The sequence below is a fragment of the Arcobacter caeni genome (genome assembly GCF_003063245.1).
Lineage (GTDB): Bacteria > Campylobacterota > Campylobacteria > Campylobacterales > Arcobacteraceae > Aliarcobacter > Aliarcobacter caeni.
Genome location: NZ_MUXE01000001.1, coordinates 218628 through 244472, shown reverse-complemented (window position 1 = coordinate 244472; position 25845 = coordinate 218628). Strand labels below are relative to the sequence as shown.

Genomic DNA, 25845 nt, shown 5'->3' with positions numbered 1-25845 from the left:
AAAATAAAATAAATAATTGAGTTATTTAATATATTGTTCCTAAATATACTTGATAATTTGGTGATTTGTTTATTTATATTTCCAAAAAGTAATCAAATTTTTTATTAACAATAATTATGGTATATTAAGTAAAATAATATATTACAAAGAGTTCAAGATGGCACAAGAAGAATCTAAATCTATCAAGTATTTAAATAACAAAGTTCAAATAAAAGAAAAAGCACCAGTTGGTGAAAACATAGCTATTTATGTAAGACCTGGTGATAAAATTGATCTTGAAGCCCTTGGGATTAATTTAGAAAATGCAAAATTTAAACTTATTGGTGGTGATATAGTATTAGAAATGCCAGGTGCAGGAAATTATACTTTTGTTTCATTAGCTCTAATGGGATATGGTGAGAATACTCCTGAATTTATTGGTTTAAGCGGGAAAGTTACATCTTTATCTACTATTTTATCAAATATTGAAGAGATAAATGCCTTACCAATTAACTCTGTTGTTACTAATGAATTTGTAAATCTACCTGATGCCTCTGAACAAGATAAAAAAAATAAAGCTGCCGAAGAAAAACGAAACGAAGCCACTCCTCAAGTAATTGTAATAGATAATAATGTTGCAATGGATGATAATATATCTCAAAGTTTGGCTGAAAGTACTGCTCAATTTATTCAACCATCAATTCAAGAATCGGTTATAAATACAAATATTTCAATGAAAACTGAGACAAACAAAGCTAAAGCAACAAAAACAGAAGATGCGGCTGTTGAAGGAGTAAAGCCTTCGTTGACTTTTGATATTAATATTGAGCATGTAAAATCAAGTAGCGAATTTTCAGGTGATGGAGTAGATAAAACTTTAATTGTAAAAGGTGGTGGAGGAAATATTTATGCTAATGATTATCCTAATTCACCTGCTTTAAGCGAGTTACAAAAACAGACTAATGCTGAAGATATTGATTATAGAACAGTTAATAATTTACTTGCTAATAAATCAGTTATTAAAGCAGATAATGAAGCTTTCTTTGGAAATACATTTACTTCTAGGTTGATTAATCTATCTCCTTCTCAACCTCTAGGTTTTGGTGTTACTACTATTAAAATTAGCGGAATTCCAAGTATCGCTTCTATTGTAGGAGGTACAAAAGTAAGTGAGGGTGTTTGGACAATTAATAAAGCTGATGCTCTAGTAAATGGCTTTACTATTGATTCTAATAATGGTTCAATTAATTTTGTAATTAAGTATGATACGCAATTAACTGAAGCTAAAAATTTTACGATGAATATTGAAGCTCAATCTGTATGGGATATAGCTAATGTTCCTGAACACCTAAAAACAGATGCAGAAAAACCTCTTATTTCAGATCTAACATTTAACAAATCATATGGTATGAATATTAAAGAAGTGGATATAAATGCTCCTTTATCATACAAATATACACCAGTAGGTGGAAACAAAGATGGATTTGTTTTAGCAACAAACTTAAATGACAATATTATTCGTACAGGAGATATAGATACAACTGTTATAGGTGGAGTTACTCAAGATACTATTTATGCACAAAGTGGAAATGACACACTATATGGAAATGAAGGCAATGACACAATTGCGCCAGGACTTGGGAATGATATAGTTGATGGAGGAGCAGGAAATGATACAGTTTCTTACTCAAATTTAGCTATTTCAAATGCTGGTGCTGGAGTTGAGGTTAATCTAACAGCAGGTACATCAACAGGTTCTGGAAATGATACGCTAATTAGCATTGAAAATATTATTGGGAGTGATTTTAGAGATACTTTAATTGGAAGTTCAGGTATTAACACTATTCGTGGTGGTGCAGGAAACGACACTATTGATGGAAAAGAAGGTGATGACTCATTATTTGGTGAAGCTGGAGATGACATTTTTAAAAGTGGATTTGGGAACAATTACATAGATGGAGGAACGGGGAGTAATACAGTAGATTATTCACAAGTAACTGACACAAATGGAGTAATTGTTAAGCTTTTAAGTCCAGATGCGGTTATTCTAGGAGAGAAATGGGGAACATCCACAACAAGTTCTGGAAATGACCGTTTAGTTAATATTCAAAATGTTGTAGGAACTCAGTTTAACGATACTTTTAGCGGAGCGGATAATACTAATAATAGTTTTGATGGAGGAACTGGTGGAAGCGATTTAGTTGATTACAGCTACTACAAAAGTAATGCAATAACTGTTAATTTAGATGAAAGCTGGGCAACTGGTCAAGGAACAGATAGTTTTAAAAATATTGATGCTATTAGAGGGACAGATATATTAGCCTTTGGAGATACACTTATAGGTTCTTCTACACAAGGGAATACTCTTTATGGTATGGCTGGTAATGATATTATAAAAGGGATGGGCGGAAATAACTCTTTATATGGAGGAAGTGGAGCTGATACTATTTATAGTGGAACAGGTAATGATATTATCGATGGTGGAGCAGGTAATGATACTGCAAGTTATGAAGAAGTTAAAACAGGTGGAGTTACTGTTTACTTAGGAAAAACTGGTTCTCAAAATACAGTTAATTCAGGACAAGACACTTTAATAAATATTGAAAATTTAATAGGAACAGTTTTTAACGACACTTTGGGTGCAAGTTTAACAGAGGTTAATACTCTTAATGGTTTAGGAGGAAATGATACAGCTGATTATAGTGTACTACCTAAAGCTGTAGGCGATGATGGAGTTATTGCAAACTTACTTTTAGGAACTGCTTCAAAAGGTCTTAGTACAGATGATACGCTAATTAATATTGAAAATCTAATAGGAACAGATGGAAAAGATACGCTAATAGGAAATAACTCTAACAATATTTTAGATGGTGGAAAAGGGAATGACTATTTTATATCTTATGGTGGAAATAATAGCATTATTGGTGGAGAGGGGATTGATGCCCTTGATTACAGCCAATCTGGTAAATCTTTAATTATTGAAGACCTAGATATTACAGGAACAGTGAAAAGAGGAACAGGTTCAGCTCAAGAAATAGATGCACTAAACAGTATTGAAAAGATAATAGGAACAAGTTCTAAAGATATTATAAAAGCCAATGCAACTTCTACTGTTAATTTTGAATTTCAAGCAGGTTCTGGAAATGACACACTTCAAGGTGGTGCTGGAAATGATATTCTTTCAGGTGAAAGTGGAGATGACTACTTTTATGCAAGTGCTGGAAAAGATTATATAGATGGTGGAAATGACGGTGAAGTAACGGGTGATACAGTTGATTTTTCAAATATAGCTAATAAAATAGAACTAAAACTAGCAGAAATAGGAAATGAAGCAAAAGTTTTAGAAGGTGATTCAAAAACTCAAACACACACAATTATAAATATTGAAAATATTACTGGAAGTTTGACGAATGAAAATACTTTAGCAGGAAACTCACAAAATAACACGCTAATAGGTGGAAATTTAAATGATACTTTAAGTGGTGGAAATGGTGGAACTAACTATCTTGATGGTGGATTAGGAGTTAATACTATTGATTATAGTGCCATTAATACAAATGGAACAGGGGTTACATTAAACTTAAATAATACAGCACTTCAAGAAGTATTTACAAATAATAGTGGAATAACTGTTCGTGAAACAGTTAAAAACATTCAAAATGTAATAGGAAGTAGCTATAAAGATATTATTACTGGAAATTCACAAAGCAATTCACTTTTTGGTGGATTGGGAGATGATACACTTATAGGAAGTGCTGGAAATGATACTTTAAACGGTGGAGATGGAATTGATGTTGTAAGTTATGCAAATGCAACTGATGATTTGAATATTGATTTAGGAAGTACATCGGTTTATATTAATGCAACCTATGGAACAGATACCTTTATTAGTATTGAAGGAGCTATTGGAGGAAGTGGAAATGACACGATTAAAGGAACAAATGGTTCGAATGTTTTAATTGGTGGTGCAGGAGATGATACTTTACTTCCTAATGGAAATAATGGGATTGATGAATTAGATTATATCGATGGAGGAACTGGTACAGATTTCGTAAGTTTTAATTTTGGAGATACTCCAAGTGCTACAAATGTGACTCTTGATTTAGCAAATGCTGATATTCAAAATACAGGAAAAGGTCGAGTTCAAATTATCAATGTTGAAAATGTTGAAGGTGGAGCTGGAGATGATAAACTTTTTGGAAACAGCAGTGATAATGTTTTAAAAGGTGGATTAGGAAACGACACTTTAGTTGGACGACAAGGAAATAATACATTAGATGGTGGAGCTGGAATTGATACTGCGGATTATAGTGCGGTTGATAGTTCAAATGGATTAATTGTTAATTTAGGACTTACTTCTCAACAAGTTCAAAATAATGGTTATGTTGGAAAAGATACTCTTCTTTCAATAGAAAAAATTATTGGAACAAAAAACAGTGATATTATCATTGGGAAAACTACTAACTTATCAACAGATACTATGACTTTTGAGTTGGGTGCTGGAAATGACACTATTTGGGCAGGTAGTGGAACTAATGTTATTTATACATCAAGAATGACTGAGAGTGGTGTAGATTATACAAGTTATAACAACACTGTATTTAGTGGAACAGGAAGTGATACAGTAATAGGAAGTAGTGGAAATGATACTTTTATTGTGGCTCAAAATGATACATTAGCAACAGCTGGAAACGATACTTTTAATGGAGTTAGTGGTTCAAATACGATTGATTATAGTTTAATTCTTGATAGCGATTCAAATCAAACAACGGGTGGAATTAATGTTACTTTAAATGGTTCAAATCCTGTAGCTATATCTTTGAGTGGTGGAAATACAGTTACGATTCAAAATGTTTCACATATTATTGGAACAGCAAATAGTGATACCTTAACAGGGGATAATTTTAATAACATATTAGATGGTGGAGCTGGAAATGACACTATTTTTGGAACGGCTGGAAATAACACATTAAGCGGTGGAAGCGGAAATGATAGTATTACTGGTGGAACAGGCGTTGATACTATATATGGTGGAAGTGGAGATGATACTATTTTCAGTAGTACAGGAAACGATACTATTTATGGTGGAGATGGACTTGACACTTTCGATTTAAGTTCTCGTAGTGGAAAAATATATGTAAACCTATCTGAAAATAGAGCTCAAATAGATACAAATAGTAGTGGTACTTTTGATATTGGTGATGAAACGGATATTTTAAATAGTATTGAAAGAGTTGTTGGAAATAGTTCTGATAATACATTGTTTGGAGATGGATTTGCAAATATTTTAGATGGTGGAACTGCTGGAACAAACTCTTTATATGGAGCAGGGGGAAATGATACTTTAATTGGAAGTGGAACAGGAATAGATATTGCTTACTACAAACCTACAAATGCTTCAATTTATGTTGATATGAATCAAACTGCTCAAGTTGTTCGTGATGGAGATGGGGGAAGTGATACTTTAATTGATATTAATGAAATCCACGGAAGTGATTACGGAGATACATTTTTAGGAAACAGTGCAAATAGTACATTTAGAGGTGGAATAGGAAACGATACTTTCTACAGTAGTGCAGGAAGCAATATTCATGACGGTGGTGCTGATAATGACTTGTTTATTATTACTTCTTCAACTCATGGAGTAGATTCTTTAATAGGTGGACTTGGAAGTGATACAGTTGATTTTAGTGGCGTTACTGATTTAGGTACACCAACTAAAGGTTTAGTAATCACTTTAAATGGAAACGAAACTGTACAAGCCTCTTTAAATGATGTTCTTTCTCATAAATTAACAGGGATTGAAAATATTACAGGAACAATTTATAATGATACTATCCAAGGTGATTATAATAATAATATTTTAAAAGGGTTTGCTGGAAATAATACGCTTATTGGTGGTGCTGGAGATGATACTTTAATTGGTGGAACAGGTACAGATGTAGCTAGTTATGAAACATCAGCAAGTGGTATAAAAGTAGATTTGACAAATGTTAACTTCCAAGTGACTGATGATGGGCTTGGAGGAAGAGATAATTTAATCGGAATTGATACTATTGTAGGAAGTAATTATGCAGATACTTTTAAAGGTAGTACTTCTAATGACACTTTTATTGGTGGAACAGGAGATGATTGGTTTATTGGAAGCCAAGGAAACGATTATTTTGAGGGTGGTGTAAACAGTAGTGATACAGTTGATTATAGTGCCGCAATTACTAATTTAGTAGTAGATATTAATGATGGCTCAAAATATATAAATTCATATTATGGAACAGATACTTTTAAAAATATTAATGGAATTGTAGGTGGAAGTGGAGATGATACATTAATAGGAAACAGTGGTCGAAATACTTTAATTGGTGGAAGTGGAAATGACACACTATTGGGGTATGGCGGAGATGATTATATTGATGGTGGAAGTGGAAGTGATTTTGTTAGTTTTGCTTACACTGCTAAAAATATTAAACTCGATTTATCTATTATCGATGCACAAGAAACAAATGATGGAAACTTGACGATTAAGAGTATCGAGAATATTGCAGGTGGAGCGGGAAATGATACTATTTATGGTAACGATAGCAACAACACTTTAAGTGGTGGATATGGAAATGATACTCTTTGGGGTCGTGGAGGAAACAATACTCTAATTGGTGGATTAAATGGCTATCAAATAGTTCTTGGAGCTATTGTTTTAGGAACGACTTATAGTTTTGCATTAGAAGGGAAAACTGTAAGTTATGTAGCACAAAATGGAGATACAAAAGCAAGTGTACTAAAAGCACTAGAAAATAGTTTTAATACGAATAATATAGCAAACAGTTATATAGTAAATGATGGTGAAAAATTATATATAGAAACAAATAGTGCTATTAGTTCAAATACTAATCTAACAGCTACTGCAGAAACATTTATTGATATTGCTGATTATAGTTTAAACCCATACAATGGTATTAAAGTCGATCTTTCTAACGCAACTCAACAAGTTTATGATAATGGTAATGGTGGTCACGACACTTTAATAGGAATTGAGCAAATAAAAGGAAGTAATTTTGCAGATACTTTTATAGGAAGCAATAACGCAGACACAATATATGGTGGAGCAGGAAATGATACTTTTACAGGAAAAGCTGGAAACGATACTTTTTACGGTGAAGCTGGAGATGATATATTTATAAGCTCATATAATGATGGGAATAACACTTATTGGGGTGGAACAACAGCTGAGGTAAATGGAGATACTGTAGATTATAGTGGTATTACAGACAGTCAATACAAAGTTGTAGCAGATTTAAGTAGTAGCTCAATTAGTGTATATAACTCTTCAGATGTACTTCAAAAAACAGATACTATTCATGACATAGAAAACCTAACAGGTGGAGCGGGAAATGATACTTTAAGAGGAAATACAAGTAAAAATACTTTAAAAGGTGGAGCTGGAAATGATACTTTATATGTAAGTTCTGGTGGAGATTTTCTTTTTGGAGAAGCTGGTGATGATAGATTTGTTTTTGAAGATGGAATTGATGGAACTTCTGTAGTTATTGATGGTGGAACAACAAATCAAACTCTTGGGGATACTGTAGATTATAGTGCTTTAACAGCTGGTGTTAATGTAAGACTAAAAGGAAGTTCTTATAGTGATGTTACTGTAGGAGCTACAGCAAATCATCATAAAATAAGAGATATAAATAATATTTTAGGCTCTAAAGGTGATGATATTATTGAAGGTGATAGTTCAAATAATACTCTTGATGGATATGATGGAACAAATACTATAAGCTTTGAAAATTCAGGGGCAAAAGTAGTTGCGAATATTGGTGTGCAAGTTACACTTGATGGCACTAATTATACTGAAAATCAAGCAACAGGTACAACAATAGGTACCGATACTATTTTAAATTTTCAAAATATTAAAAGTGGAAGTGGAAATGATACTTTAATAGGAAGTAGTGTTCAAAACACAATTTATGGTGGTTTGGGAGCTGATATTATTTATGGAATATCAGGCGATAACAAGCTTTTTGGAGAAGAAGGAAATGACACAATTTCAGGGGGTAGTGGAAACAATATCATTGATGGTGGAGATGGAAGCGATACTGTAACTTATAGTGGTGCTGATAAAGTAACAGTTACATTAAGAGGTGCAACAAATGGTGTGGGAAACTCTACTTATGGTGCCACTAATTATCTAGATAAACTTATTTCCATAGAAAATGTAATGGGAAGTGCTGGAAATGACACAATCCAAGGAAATGAAGGAAATAACACTCTTGATGGTTCAGGTGGAAACAACACTGTAAGTTATAGTGGAGCTTTAGGAAGTGTAAGTGTAAATTTAGGTTTACAAGGACAAAGCCAAAATACTAATGCAGATGGAGATGATTATCTTCTTAATTTTCAAAACTTAATAGGTTCTTCTTATTCAGATACTTTAAAAGGTGATGCTAATACAAATATTATTAATGCAGGAGCCGGAGATGATGTTCTTTATGGAATTGCAGGCTCTAACTATTTATATGGTGGATTGGGGAATGATACTTTTATAGGAAAATTAACTGGAAGTGACTTTATAGATGGAGAAAGTGGAAACGATAAAGTTGATTATAGTAATTTATCTTCAGTAAATAGTATTAGAGTAAATTTAGGAACAACTACAACAATAAATGATGAACAAGGTATTTCACAAACAGTATATGAAATTTCAAAAATAGGTGGAAATAGTGACTATGTTAAAAACATCTCTGTTTTTGAAGGAAGTGCTGGAAATGATATTTTTACAGTAGGAGCTGGAAATTATACTTTTATAGGTGGAGCTGGAGATGATACTTTTAATGGTTCAAACTTTAAAGATGTACTAATAGATGGTGGCTCACACATAAATGGTGATTATGTTGATTATAGTAGCGTAAAAGATAAAATCATTATTTCTTTACAAGATGGAAGTGACCCTACTGTTGTAAGAGTTGGTGGAGATACAGTAAACCATACTATTAAAAATATAGAAAATATTATAGGTTCAAACACTGCTGATGATACTATCATAGGAAACAGTAGCAATAACACTATTATTGGTGGTGGTGGTGATGATACTATTGATGGAGCAGGTGGAAGTAACTATCTTGATGGTGGAACTCATACTACAGGAGATACTGTTTCGTTTGAAAGTGTTACAAGTGTAAATGGAATTAGTGTAAATATTGGAAATAGTGCTGTTACTATAAATGGTACTTCTTATGCTGCAGAAAGTGCTATTAGAAATGGTTTGACAAGTACGGTTGTAAACTTTGAAAATATTCAAGGTTCAAAAAACGCAGATATTCTAATAGGAAGCGATGAATCAAACATTATAAAAGCAGGAGATGGAAACGATACTATTTATGGTGGTAAAGGTTCTAACTTCTTATTTGGTGAGGCAGGTTCTGACACTTTTATTATGGGTGGGTTTTTTGGAAGTGGAAATAACTATATTAATCAAGTAGATGGTGGAAGTGGGACTGATATACTTGATTATAGTAAAGTAACTACAGGAGCTATTAGTGTAACTCTTGATGGAGAAGAGTTCTCGAAAGTAAGTATTTATAGTGATAATGTAAGAGCTACTGAAATAGTAGGTACATATGATACAGTTAAAAACATTAAAAATGTTATCGGTACAAGTGGAAATGACTACATCAAAGGTGATACAAATGCCAATGAACTTTATGGAGGAGCTGGTGATGATACTCTTGATGGAGGAGCTGGTGATGATAAACTTTTTGGAGGAAGTGGTGATGATACCATTATAAGCTCAGGTGGAAATAATACTATTGATGGTGGAGACCATACGACTGGTATTGGAGACTGGGTTTGGTATAACCAAAAACTAATGGCACTTAATATAAATATGAATAGTATTGATGCCAGTGGATATGCTAGTGCAATTTTTGGAAGTGAAACAGATAAATTAATTAATATTGAAAATATAAAAGGAACAATATTAGCAGACTTTATTGGTGGAAATAATTCAAATAATATACTTGATGCTTATATGGGAGATGGAAATACTCTTGTAGGAAGTGGTGGAGATGATACACTTCTTGGAAGTAGTAATGGAAACGACATATTTAAAGCAGGTATTTTACTATCAGATGGAAGTATCGTAGATGGAGATGATGGAAATAACCTAATTAATGGAGTAGGTGGTACTAGTAACACTGTTGATTATAGTGCATATGCAAGCAATAGAACAATTGAAGTTGATTTAGCCAGTGGTAATAATGAAATAACTAAAAAATTAAATGGTACAATTTTTGGAAAAGACACAATAACAAATATCACAAACATAACAGGTGGAGCTGGAGCTGATACAATTATTGGTTCAAGTACTCAAAATAACACTTTATTAGGTGGAGCTGGAAACGACACTATTAGTGGTGGTGGTGGAAAAAACTACCTTGATGGTGGAGCTGGAACAGCTGATTATGTAAGTTATGACTATCTTGCAAATGGTGAAAAAGTTGTTGTTGATTTAGCTGCAGGGACAGGATATGTAGATGCTTCAAATAGCGATGTAGTTGTTGGATTTGAGAATGTTATTGGCTCGTCTGGAAATGATATTATTAAAGGAAATAATAGTGCCAATATCTTAATAGGTGCAGCTGGAGATGATACATTTATAGCTAGTAGAGGTAAAGATACTATTTATGGTGGAACACTTGATAATTCATTAGTATCAGGTGAAATCAATACGATAAGTTATGAAGATGAAACACAAAGTGTAATTGTAAATATGTCTCAAAATTTAAGTGGACTAAATGTTAGCGGAAGTATAAGCACTACAGATAATGCAACACTTTACGGAGTTCAAAATGCAATTGGTGGAAGTGGCGATGATATATTTAAAACGAATACTTCTGTAAGCAATAGTTTTGATGGAAAAGACGGAATCGATACTGTTGATTATTCTACATTAACATCAACTCAAAATATTAATGTAACACTAGCTGGTGCAAGTTTCGCTACTGTAACTATTGCAAATGCTCAAAGTGATACTATAAAAAACATAGAAAATGTTATTGGTGGAGCTGGAGCTGATATTATTGTTGGAGATACTCTTAATAATATTTTAAGAGGTGGAGCTGGAAACGATACGATAAAAGGAACTTCTGGAAATAACTCTCTTTATGGTGATGCAGGAGCTGATACTATTTTTAGTGGTAGTGGAAATGACCTTATTGATGGTGGAGCAGATATTGATACTGTAAATTACTCAGAAGCTTTTTCTGCAGTTACAGTTGATTTAGGAAGTGAAGCTGCTCAAAATGTTGGTGGAGGTATGGGTATTGATACTCTTGTAAGTATTGAAAATATTGTTGGAAGTAACTTTGACGATACTTTTAAATCACATTTTAATAGAGACAATAAATTTGATGGAAATGGTAATGGTATAGCTGGAAATACAGTTGATTATAGCAATTTAACAGTTACTGATGCAACAAAAGATTTTGTAAGAGTTGATTTAACTACAAATGGATTAGTAATTCAAAATAGTGCTACAACAGCAACAGATACTTATATAAATATTCAAAATATTATAGGAAGTGCTGGAAATGACACAATTTCTGGTGATGAAAATAATAACACTTTAAAAGGTGGAACTGGAAACGATACTCTTATTGGAAAAGGTGGAAATGATTATTTAGATGGAGAAGCTGGTAATAATACTGTAAGTTATGCATACTCAACAAGTAGTGTTGAAGTTGATTTCAAAATAGGACAAGGATTTGTAAGTGCTAGTGATAAAGATACGCTTGTAAATATTCAAAATGCTATTGGTGGAAGTGGTCAAGATATTTTTAAAATGGCTTCTGGAAATACAGCAAATATAATCGATGGAAATAGTAGTAGCGGAAACCTTGTAAGTTATGAGAATTATACAGCTGGAGTTAGTGTTGATTTAGGAAGAACTGATTCTCAAGAAGTTGTAACAGGAGATGAAGATACTTTAATAAATATCCAAAACATCAAAGGTGGAGAAGGTAACGATACTTTTAAAACTAACTTTACTATAGCAAATCAATTTGATGGAAATAGTGGTAATAACACTATGGATTATAGTAATGCAGATGCTTCTCAAAGTATCACAGTAACACTTGATGGAGCTAACTTTAGAGATGTAATTATCGGCAATGGCACAACAGATAGCATTAAAAATATTCAAAATGTTTATGGTGGAGCTGCTAATGATACTATTATTGGAGATGGAAATAGTAATATCTTAAAAGGTGGAGCTGGAAATGATGTTATCAAAGGAATTGCTGGATTAAATTCACTATATGGAGAAGCTGGAGATGATATTATCACAGGTGGAACAGGTGATGACTTTATAGATGGTGGAGCTGATAATGATATTATTTATGCAAATGCAGGAAATAATATTATCTATGGTGGGACTGGAACAGATACTATTTTTAGTGGAAGTGGAAATGATACTATTTATGGTGGAACTGCTACTGATGTTGGGACTGAACAAGATTGGGTAAGTTTTCAAAATGCACTAGCTGGTGTTACTGTAAACTTAAACAAAATAGCAGGAGATACTGTTACTAATGTATTTACAGGAGCAACTGGATATGCAACAGGTTTAGCAACAGGAATAGATAGTTTATTTGGAATTGAAAATATTATAGGAAGTGCCAATAAAGACACAGTAACTTTAAGAGATACTCAAATAAACACTATTTATGCAGGTGCTGGAAGTGATACTATAAAAGCTGGAACTATAGCTTATACAGGTGGAAACACAATAGATGGTTTTGGAGTAATAGGAACTCAAGATAGTACCGATAGTGATACTATGGATTATAGTGTTTTAGGTGCAGGACAAAATATTAGTGTTGATTTAAATGTAGTTGATGCAAATGGCTTTTCAAATGTTACTTTTAATGGTGGTATAAATCTTGACAAACTTAAAAATATAGAAAATATCATAGGAACAGCAGGAAATGATACATTAAAAGGTGCAGATGGGGTAAACAACACTTTAATAGGTGGAGCTGGAAGCGACTTTTTGATGGGAAGAAGTGGAAACAACACTCTTGATGGTGGAGCTGGAAGTACAGGAAACTATGTAAGTTATGAGTATGTTGTTGATAATACAAAAAGAGTAGTAGTAAATCTTGACGAACAAACAGCAAATGTTGTAGGAAGTGGATATAACGACACTATAAGAAATATTCAAAATGTAATAGGTGGAGCTGGAAATGATACTATTACAGGAAGCAGTAGTTCAAATACTTTAATTGGTGGCGCAGGTGCTGATAGATTTGTGATGAGAGGAAAACTATCTGATACTGTTTATGCTGGAAGTATTACTTTTGATGGAAGCGGCAATATTGTTTTAGGTACAGATGATAGTCTACAAGATACAATAGATTATAGTAGCTACACTAATAAGGCTATTATTAATTTAACATCAGGAACAGCAAAAGTTGATTTACTAAATAATAACTTTGCTAGTGGCACAAAAGATGATACTTTTTTCGGAATTGACAACGCAATAGGAACATCACAAGCAGATACTATATATGGTGGAGCTGGTATAAATACCATTTTTGCAGGAGCTGGAGCTGATACTATTTTCACAGGAGCAGGTGCTGATACTATTTATGGAGAAGATGGAGATGACTATATTAATATGGTATCTGTTACAAATTCTCTTTCAAACTTTGTAGATGGTGGAACAGGCTTTGATACAGTAGATTATAAAGACTTAGCTGAACGAATAGTTGTAAATATGCAAGGTGTTACAGCAGTTGAAGTTCAAGTTGGAAATACAGCAAATCAACATGTTATTACAAATATAGAAAATATCGTTGGAACAAACCAAGCTGATACAATTACAGGAAATGATGGCAAAAACATTCTTGTAGGAATGGATGGAAGCGATACTATTTCTGGAATTGCTGGAAATAATATTATTTATGGTGGAACTAAAGAGCGAAACTCTACTTCAACAGCAGCTGATACTATTTATGGTGGTACAGGAGATGACACTATTTATGGAGCAGCTGGAGCTGATGATTTAAGAGGTGGCTTAGGAGATGACACTATTTATGGTGGAGCGGGAAATGACATTATAAAAGGTGGTTCAGGGTCTGATAAGCTTTATGGAGAGGCTGGAGATGATACTTTTGTATTTGAAGCAGCTGATAATATGACAGATTATATCTATGGTGGAAATGAAACTAAGGATGATGGTTCTAGTGATATGGTTGATTACTCTTTAGCTATTAAAGGTATGACTATTGATTTAGGTGGGAAAAATGGAATTAGAGCTCAAGATGAAGCTTTATTTGATAGTTCAAATATTCCTACATATAACTATAGAGGATATTCATATAGTGCAGATCAAGGATTTAATCTAATTTATGGAATAGAGTCTGTACGAGGAAGCGATTTAGAAGGTGACACTATTTGGGGAAATAGTGCAAATAACTCTATATTTGGGCTAGGTGGTAATGATACCATCTATGGAGTAGCTGGAAATAACTATCTTGATGGTGGAGCAAATAACGATACACTTTTTGCAGGAAGTGGAGCAGATGTTATGGTTGGTGGAAGTGGAGATGATACTTTTAAAACTTATTATAATGCTTCTGGAGACGATGATACAGCTAAATTTGGTGGAGTAAATACTATCTATGGTGGAACTTGGGATGGAACAACCGCCATAGCAAGTGGAAGTGATACTGTTGATTATGGTGCAATAGTAGATAATACATATAATATATTTGCAGATTTATCAGGGAATACTGCTAATGTACAAATTAGAACAGGCACAACCGTAATAAAAGCAGATAATGTAATAAATGTAAACAATGCCATAGGAACAAGTGGAAATGATACATTTAGAGGAAATTCATTTGCTAATACACTTAATGGATTAGGTGGAAATAATACAGCTTTATACACAATGGCAGCCTTGACAGCTGGAATAGTTGCCGATTTACAAGCAGGGGAAGTTACAAAAACTACTGCTAGTGGGACAGTTAAAGATACTTTAATAAATATTCAAAACCTTGTAGGAAGTAGCTATGATGATTATTTTGTTACAAAAATAACTGAAAATAATATCATAGATGGTGGAGCTCATGGAAGTGGTGGAGATACTATAGATTATAGTACTAATGGAGCTTCAAAAATAATTCTTGACCTTGATGTGACACATACAACAGATTTTTATGGTGTTGGTGCAATCAATGATGGAGAATATGCAAATGCTTATATTGGTGATGGTACTTTTGTAGATAAAATCAAAAACATTGAAAATATAAAAGGAAGTGCAGGAGCTGATACTATTTATGGAAATAGTGAAAATAACACTATTTTTGGTATGGGTGGAAATGATACTATTTATGCAGTTGCTGGAGCAAACTACATAGATGGTGGAGCTGGAAATGACTTAATTTATAGTGGAATAGGAGCTGATAAGTTATTTGGAGGAACTGGAAATGATACATTTAGAGGAACAACGGCTTCAAGTTTTGCTGGGGATGTAATAGATGGTGGAAATGAAACGGATGGAGTAAATATAACAGGTCGTGGAAGTGATACGGTTGATTATAGTTTGGTTGATACAACTGGATTTTCAAAAGGGCTTGAACTTACATTAAACGATACAGTAGCCACAGCTGTTACAATAAATGGAGCAAATGCACACACTATTGTAAACATAGAAAATATAATTGGAACATCTCATAATGATTCAATTGTAGGTGACAGTGGAAATAATACTTTAATTGGTGGAGTTGGAGCTGATACTATACGAGGAACTGCTGGGAATAATGTTATTTATGGAGATAATGAAAACGGTAGTGAAGCTAATATAGCTGGAAATAATGACTTGATTTATGCAGGAACTGGTGATGATAAGATATATGCAGGTGGTGGAAATGATACAGTACATACAGCACTTGGAAGCGATACTATATATGGTGGTGATGGTGATGATACTATATATGGGGGAATTGGTAGCAATAAAATATATGGTGGAAACTATATAATAGCAGATCAAACTCACACTGATAGCGGAAATGATACTGTAAGTTATGAGTTTATTTCAGGAAGTGGCGTTATTGCTAGACTTAATTCAAATCTTGCAATTGTAACTGCTACTGGAAATGCCGATGTTCTTTTTGGTATAGAAAATATCACAGGTACTGCTATGGCTGATGAAATAGTTGGAAGTAGTGTTGCAAATATATTAATTGGTGGAGCTGGAAACGATACTATCAATGGACTAAGTGGAAATAATAGATTAGAAGGTGGAGCAGATAATGACACACTTATTTCAGGAAGTGGAAATAACTATTTAGATGGTGGAACTGGAAGTGATACTGTTGATTATAGTTATTTAACGGGGACAGATTTTGGGGATGATGATGCAACAGCTGGTCAAGTAAGTGGTGTTTATTACAATGGTATCAAGGTTGATTTAACAAATACTTCAGCACAAAGAATTCATACAAATTATGGAACAGACACTATTTTAAATATTGAAAATGTGATTGGTTCAACAAAAAGTGATTATATTGTTGGAAATGATGAAAATAATATTTTAGATGGAAAAGGTGGTAATGATTATTTTGTATTAGGAAAAGGGACTGATACAATTTTAGGAGATATTGGAAATGACACTATTGCCTTTAGTGATGCTGGACGAGATGGAACTACAATTGGTGGAGTTATTGTAGATTTAAGTAAAAATCAAACTTATGGAAGTTTAGATACTTATAGAGTTATTAATGATGGATTTGGAAATGTTAAATATCTTGATAGTATTGAAAATGTAATTGGTACAAGTTATGATGATACTATTTTTGGAAATAATGACTCTAACTCGCTTATAGGTGGAGCAGGAAATGATACTTTAAAAGGTGGATTAGGAGCTAATGTCCTTGATGGTGGAATTGGTCAAGACTGGGCATATTTCGATGATATTGCAGTATCAGGTGTAAATATAGTTTTAGACACAGATGGAAGTAGTGCTAATGGAAGTTCTGGAACAGCTAATATTACAGGGTACACTACAACTCTTATTGGAATTGAACATATCAAAGCTACATCACTTGCAGATATTATAAAAGGTGACGATAACAAAAACTCAATTTTATCAGGTTCAGGAAATGATACAATTTTTGCTTCAAAAGGTGGGGATTATATTGATGGTGGAGAAGGAAGTGATTTATTAGATTTTAGTGCAACAATCAGTGCTGATTCGGTTACTCCTTATTCAGGTATTAAAGTAAATTTAGGACAAACAGTTGCTCAAACAGTTCACGACTATTATGGAACAATGACAATTCTTGGAGTAGAAAATATTCAAGGAAGCAGCTTGGATGACTTTATAAAAGGAAATGGACAAAATAACACTCTTTGGGGTGGAGCTGGAAATGATGTTTTAGATGGAGTTAGTGCAAATAATATTTTAGTTGGTGGAATTGGAAGTGACACATTTAGAGGTGGAGCTGGGGATAATATTATCTATGGAGAATCTTATTCAACTTTAGGTGCAGCAGGAACGGAAACTGATACAACATCAAGAGATTTAATAGATTTTAGTGGAGCAGGAAATTCTGTTATATTAAATTTAAGTAACTCTACTTCTATAAACTACAAAGATGAAACAACTTTAACATTAGAAGCTATAACTTCTGTAGGATATGGAAAAAATAAAATTTATAATGTTGAAGATGCACTTGGTGGAAGTGCAAATGATACTTTAATAGGAAATAGTAGTAAAAATATTCTTGATGGTGGAGCTGGTGATGATATTCTTTTTGGTTTTGGTGGAACTGGAAATATTTTAGTAGGTGGAACTGGAAATGATACTATTTTAGGACTTCTTGGTGGAGATACTATTTATGGTGGAACAGTAACATATACTGTTGCTAGAGATGGCATCGCTACAAGCGCAGTTTCTGGAAGTGATTGGGTAGATTATAGTTATATTACAGATACAAGAGCTGTAAATATTGATTTAAGCCAAAAGAAAGCAGAGCAAATAGGAACAGTTGTAAATGCAGATACACTCAATCATATCCAAAACGCTAAAGGAACTAAAAACAATGATATTTTAAGAGGCGATGATGATTTTACTACTATCAATTCACTTTTTGGATACAAAGGTGATGATAGCTTTATAGTATCAAAAGGAAGCGACTATATCGATGGTGGAGATGGTTTTAATACTATGGATTATAGTAGTGTGGATTTAGGAAATGGTGGAAATAGAGTAATTGTTGATTTAGGTCTTAGTAAAGCTTTAGATAATGGTTATAAAAACGCAGGAAATGTTGTTGAAGATACACTTCTTAATATTCAAAAAGTACTTGGTACAAGTGGAGATGATATTCTTTATGGAAATTCTTATGGAAATGTATTTGTTGGAGGAGCTGGAAACGACACTATAGATGGAAGGGAAGGCGATGATACTATTTGGGGAACTTCTGGAAACAATACACTTATTGGTGGAGCTGGCAAAGATACTATTTACGGTGGTACTGGAAATGACACACTTGATGGTGGCGCTGATAATGATATTCTTGATGGAAGTTTAGGCGGAAATAATAGATATATTGGTGGAGCTGGAAATGATACTTTTATAGGTGGTTCGGGAGTTGATACACTTTATTATTTAAATGCAGAATCTGGTATTACCGTAACGCTTAAACCAAATGGTGAAGATGGAACGATTACAAGCTTAACAGATGGAACTGATAGTTTAAAAACACATTTTGAAAGAATTATTGCTACAAACTTTAAAGATACAATAGATTTAACTAGCGCACAAGGTGCAAATACAATTTTAGCAAATGGTGGAAATGATACGATAACTGCAAGTGCAACTCATAATGACACAATTTATGGTGGAGATGGAGATGATGTTTTCTTTGCAAATGGTGGAAACAATGTTTACTATGGAGGAAATGCAACTTTAGATGCAAACGCTGATATTATAGGAAGTAGTGCAAGTGGTACAGACACTATAAATTATAGTAATGCAACGCAAAGCGTGAATGTAAATTTAAGTACTAATAGTGCAATTGCAAACGGTTTTGGCGGAACAGATGCACTTCATGATATAGCTAATGTAACAGGTTCAAATAAAAATGATATTTTAAAAGGTGATGCAGGAGTAAATAAAATTCTAGCTGGAGATGGCGATGACTGGATTATAGCAACTGCTGGAAACGATGAAATATCTGGTGGAAACCATACACAAACTGATGGCACACAAGGAAGTGGAGTTGCAAAAGATGGTAGCGGAGATTGGCTTAGTTTTCAAGAAGTGGCAAATGGACTTGATGCGACTATGAGTGCTAACTCTATTTCTTTTGGTGGTTATACTCCAAATATTAAAGAGATAGAAAACCTTTTTGGTTCTTTATATGCAGATATTTTAAGAGGAGATAATAGTAATAATACTCTTCATGGAAATGCTGGAAATGATATTATTTATGGAACAGCTGGAAATAACTTCTTAATAGGTGGAAGTGGAGATGATACTTTACTGGGTGGAAGTGGAGTTGATAAATATGATGGTGGAGATGTTTCTATTGGGACATTCTACACTTCAAGTGGAATTCATGGAAACAATACTATTAGCTTCTACGATACTACAAGCGCTGGAGTAAATGTTGATTTATCTTATGATAATGGGGATACAACAACAGGACGAGTTATAAATGATGGGTATGGAAACACTGAAACTTATGTAAGAAATATTAATAACATCACAGGAACACTTAATTATAACGATATTTTAAAAGGTAATAACTCAAAAAATATTATCAATGGATATGGTGGTAATGACACTATTTATGGAATTGGTGGAGAAAATACACTTTATGGTGGAACAGGAGTAGATGTAATCTATGCAGCTACTACAAAAACAGGAACAGAACGAGGAGATGTATTATTTGGTGGGATAGGTTCTGATACTCTTGTTGGTTCTTTTCATAAAGATTTTCTAATAGGTGGAGAAGAAAATGGATCAGATGTTGAAAAAGATTGGGTAGATTATACTTCTCTTACAAATGCACATAATTATGGTATTCGTGTTGATTTATCATCAAATGTTACTTTTACAGATGCTGATGGAGATAGATTAAGTTTAAATGGAAACTACTCTCAAATATTTGAATTAGATAATACGGGAACAGTAACAGCTAATTTTGATTATATATCTCAAATTGAAAATATTATAGGAAGTTCTAAAAATGATATTTTAAAAGGAGATAATACAACTGCAGCTGCTGGTGGAGCAAACACTATTTTTGCTGGTGCTGGAAATGATACTATTATTCTAGATGCTGGTGGAACAGATTATATAGATGGTGGAACAGGAAGTAACTGGTTAAGTTTACTAGATAATTACAGAGGAACTATTGATTTAAGAAATATAAATGGTTCTGGTGGTACAACTAATGGAAATGTGACATTAGTAAATATTCAAAATATTTTAGGTTCAAATATAGGTGAAACTGTATGGGGAAGTTCTACTACTAGTAAAGAAACTTTTATTATGAATGGTGGAGATGATTATGTTTTAGGTGGAGCGGGAGATGATGTTTATGATATGGGTATTGGAAATGATAGAGTTTCAAATAACTATGGAAGCGATACAATAATCGGTGGAGCTGGAATTGATACTCTTGATATGTGGAATAATATTGGTGCAAATCAAGGAACAAATATAGTATTTAATTCTATTTTAGCATCAAATTATACAGGACTTGCAACAGATTTAGGAACATTAACTCTTTCAAATCAAACAGTAGTGATAGAATCAAAAACTATAAATGGTCTTTCAACTTTAACTGATGGGTCTTATAACTTTTATAAAATTAAAGATGGGCAAGGATTTTCTGATTATTTATATCAAGATGGAAGTAATCCAGATTTTGAACAATTTTTAATGACAAATTATGCTGATATATTCGTTGGTTCAAATAATGCAGATACAGTTTATGGATATGGTGGTAATGATACTATTTGGGCTATGGATGGAAATGATAGCATTTATGGTGGAGATGGAAATGATACTATTTTTGGAGTTAGTGGAAATAACCTTCTAGAAGGTGGAGCTGGAAATGACCTTATTTTCGGTGGAACAGGTAATGATATAATCAGAGGTATTACAGGAAATAACACTCTATATGGTAAAGCTGGAAATAATGTTATAACAGGTGGTGATCTTATTGATATTATTTATGCAGGAATAGGACAAGATGTTATTGATGGTGGAGCTGGAACTGATACTTTAAGATTTGATGGAGCAGCTCAAAGAGTTGTGGTAAATCTTGGAACAGATGTATTAAATTACGATAGTACATCTATTGCGGCAAATAGATTTATTAATAGTTGGCAAAGTGGTGGAAGTAATCAAACAGGAACAGTAAGTAATATTGAAAATGTTGATGGTACACAATTTAATGACACTATTCGAGGAAATGACTCTATAAACACTATATTAGCAGGTGCAGGAGATGATTATATTTTTGCTAGTTTAGGTGATGATAAATATGATGGTGGAGCTCATACTGTAGGTAAAGGTGACTGGGTAGATTACAGTTTGGTTACAACAACTTCTGGTGTAAATATAGATATAAATACTCAGAAAAATGCTTTATTTACAGCTAGTGGTTCAACATATAATCAATCACTTATAGATATAGAAAATATTAAAGGTTCTGCTCAAAACGATATTATTAGAGGTGGAGCAGGTCTAAATACTATTTATGGAGGAGATGGTGATGATCAAATCTATGGAACAGCTGGTAATAACTTCCTTTATGGCGATGCTGGAAATGATACTATTTACAGTGGAACAGGAAATGATTATATAGATGGTGGAGCTGGAACTAATACTGTAAGTTATTCTGACTTTGGAACAAATGTTAAAGTAAACTTGAGTGGAAGTACTCAAGGTGTAATTGCAAATAATACAGGAGTAACTACAGGAGTACTTGATACTTTAACAAATATTCAAAATGTTACAACAGGCGGTGGAAACGACACTATTTGGGCTGGAAGTACTGCGAGTGTTATTAAAACAGGAGCAGGAACAGATACTATTTACGGTGGAACAGGAGTTGAAACTATTGATGCTGGTTCAGGAAATGATTATATCTATGCAAGTGCTGGTAATGATGTTATAGATGGTGCAGATGATAGCGATACGGTTGATTATAGTTCAAGTACAACAGGAATAACTGTAACTTTACTAGATAATGGAGTTACGACAAGCGTTAATCATAATATTGGTGGAGTTTTTACAGATAGTTTAACAAATATTGAAGGAATAAAAGGTTCATCTACAGTTTCAAATACTTTAACAGGTAATAATATGAATAATACTCTAATAGGTGGAAGCCAATCAGATATTATTAAAGGTGTGAGTGGAAACAACTATTTAAATGGTGGAGCTGGACTTGATACAATATATGCAGGAACTGGAAGCGATACTATAATCGGTGGAAGTTTAGATGAGAATTGGTTGAACTATACAGAAGTTGGTGGAGCCAATGTTAATGTTAATTTAAAAGCAGGAACAGCAACTTATGGTTCAAGCATAGATACTATTTCTCAAATTAGAAATCTACAAATGGGTAATGGAACAAATATAGTTGAGGGTAATTCAGATGCAAATAGTTTTATAGGTGGAACTGGAACTGATACTTTAAGCTACAGCGGAGCTTCAAATACAGTTACTCTTAATGTTACAAGTGCAGGTGCTGGAACTTCAACAGGTGATGGATCAGATACTTTTGTAAACTTTGAAAACTATACTCTTTCAGGAAATGCAGATATGGTAAACCTAAGTGGAGTATTTGGGAGTACAATAAACGGTGGAGCAGGAAGCGACACAGCAAGTTATAGCTCTGTAGGAAGTGGAACTTCTTTAACTGTTACTGTAAATAGTGGAAACACAAGTGCTACAGTAGTAGGTGGTGGGAAAACTGATACTCTACAAAATATCGAGAAAATAATAGGTGGAGATGGAAATGATACATTTATTGTTTCAAATGTAACAGGTATTAATACTCTTGATGGAGATGCTGGAGTAAATACTTTACAACTGAGTGGAAATATAGATTTATCAAGCGTAACACTTCTTAATTTCCAAAATATAATAGTAGCAAATGGCGATACATTAACTTTGAATGCAATAGATTTATCTGGTAAAACTATGAATATCACAATGAATGGAACAGCTAATTTAGTGATAATCTCAGATGCAAGTAGTCATGATTTTAGTAATATTACTCTTACAAAAGGAACAGGAAGAGTTACACTTGATGTTAATGTAAATAAAGATATAAGTGGAGCAAATATACACAATATAGTAGACATATTTGATGTGGCAAGTGGTAATAGTTTAACATTAAGCAATGCACAATTCAACACACATACAGGAATTGGAACAGGAACATTAAAATTATCAGATAGTTCATTAACAGGTACTCAAATTAAATCTATAAATGATGCAAGTACTAATGCAATTGATTTAACAAATGTTACAACAATATCAACAGCAACAATTTCTGAAATGTTAGAAATTGTAAATAATACAAATGCAACCTTTACAACAGCACCTAACTATGCAGTAACTATAAGTGGTACAGTAAGTGCAGCTAATATAAATAGTGTATTAGGTGATACAAGTGGAGTTGTAACGGCAACTGTAACAGCTACAGGTTCTGTATCAGCTTTAAATACAGCACTTTCAAATGCAGGTTCAAATCACGATGCATTGACATTAGTTTTAGATGCAACAAGTGCATCAGCAACAGACTTGAATACACTTGATAGTAAAACATCTGTAAATGTAAATGCTTCAAGTATTACAGATATTACAAGTAGTGATATATCAGATGTAAAAACTTTAATCACAAATAAAACAACTGCGGGGATAGACACCGATTGGAATGTAGTTATTTCAAATACAACAGTAAGTGCAGCAGATGCTAAAATAGTAAATACAGCAACATCAGGAACTATAAATATCTCAGCTTCTACAACATTAAATGGCTCAACAGCAGATGTACTTGAAATTGTAAATAATTCAGGAGCAACATTTATAACAGCATCAAACTATGCAACAACATTAAGTGATACAGCAAGTGTTTCAAATGCAAATACAATCTTAGGTGATACAACAGGAAAAGTAACGGCAACAGTAAGTGCAGATACAGCAGCGAATTTAAATACAGGTTTATCAAATGCAACAGCAACTGATGCTTTAACATTAACAACAACTGATACAAGTTTAAGTTCATTAACAAATTTAATAGCTCTTGATTCAAAAACAAGTGTAGCAGTAGACGCATCAAGTATAACAACAATAACAGAAACATATGCTAATTTAAATACAGTATATTCAGCAGTTGGAATAAGTGGACTTGGAAATGAAGCGGTAACAATCACAGATACACAAAGTGCAAGTAATATAAATACAATGTTAAATAAAACAACTGGAATAGTAACAGCAACAGTAAGTACAGATACAGCAGCAAATTTAAATATAGCTTTAGCAAATGCAACAGCAATAGATGCTTTAACATTAACAGTAAGTGCAGGAAGTGTAACAGCTACTGATTTAACAGCATTAGATAATAAAACTTCAGTTGCTGTAAATGCAGCTGCAGTTACAGTATTAATAGGAACAGCAGTACAAATTCAAGCTGCATACGATGCAAATACAGCAGGAACAATAAGTGGATTAGGAAATGAAAATATATCTATTTTGGATACTGGAACATTAGCATCATCAGTAATAACTTCTTTAGATGTAGCAACTACTGGAACTATAACTTTAAATGGAGCAGGTTCATTAATATTAACAACTACAGCAGGGCAAACCGTTGATTTAAGTGGAGTTACAAATAGTTTAACAGGAACATTAACTATAAATGACAGTACGGGTAATGAGAATATTACAGGAACATCAGGAAATGACACATTAAATCTTTCAAGTGGAAATGATACAGTTAATTTAGGAAATGGTAGTGATACAATAAATACAACTATTGTAAATTTAGATGTGAATGATAATATTTCTGATACAGGAACTATAGGAACAGATACATTAAATATTACAAATAGTGGAACTATCGATTCAGCTAATCTTATTAATGTAAAGGGAATCGAAACATTAAATTTATCAAGTGGCAATGATACGATTACATTCGATGATACAACAGAATTTAATGCTTTTAGAAATAATTTTACTGATATAGTTGATTCAGGTGGAAATGATACATTATCTTTTGGAACAACAGCAGTTTCGGGTGACCTTGACTTTAGTAAATTAACTGAATTTGAGAATTTAAATTTATCATCAGTTTCAGATAATTTAATAATTAGTGGAGATGAACCAACTAATATTAATGGTTTAGGTGGAGATGATCAATTTACTTTAGATTTCTCGACAGTTAGAAATTTAGATGGTGGTACGGGTGCAGATACTGTTAAGTTTACAGGAACTACAAGTTCTATATCAGCAGATACAGATTTTGCTCCAAGTTCAACATTTACAAATATTGAAAGACTTGATATTTCAGGGCTTAATTTAAATACAAGTGATAATAATACAGAATTTAATTTTACAGAAGCTATGTTAGATGCATGGACAGGAAGTGATACAGGGAGTTTAACCTTATCATTAACTTCTTCTCAAGTAGAAAAAATTAAGTTTACAGATAGTTCTAATGTAGTACATGATAGTTCATTAACTATTACAGATAATACATCTTATTCTATAGGTAATAATACATTTACTATTGATATTATAGATGCACCTTAAAATTAAAAAAGGCTTTT

The 25845-nt window shown here is 33.0% G+C and carries 1 protein-coding gene; it reads left to right on the top strand.

Going from position 1 to position 25845, the window contains the following annotated elements:
* Positions 1 to 157: 157 nt before the first annotated feature.
* Positions 158 to 25828 carry a hypothetical protein gene (locus tag B0174_RS01040; protein WP_108557776.1) on the top strand — a complete coding sequence of 8557 codons (25671 nt, stop codon included), beginning with the start codon at positions 158 to 160 and terminating at the stop codon, positions 25826 to 25828.
* Positions 25829 to 25845 lie beyond the last annotated feature (17 nt).

Bases quoted from the DNA above. Each gene is read 5' to 3' on its own strand.
- B0174_RS01040 (WP_108557776.1), top strand. From the start codon at position 158: ATGGCACAAGAAGAATCTAAATCTATCAAGTATTTAAATAACAAAGTT.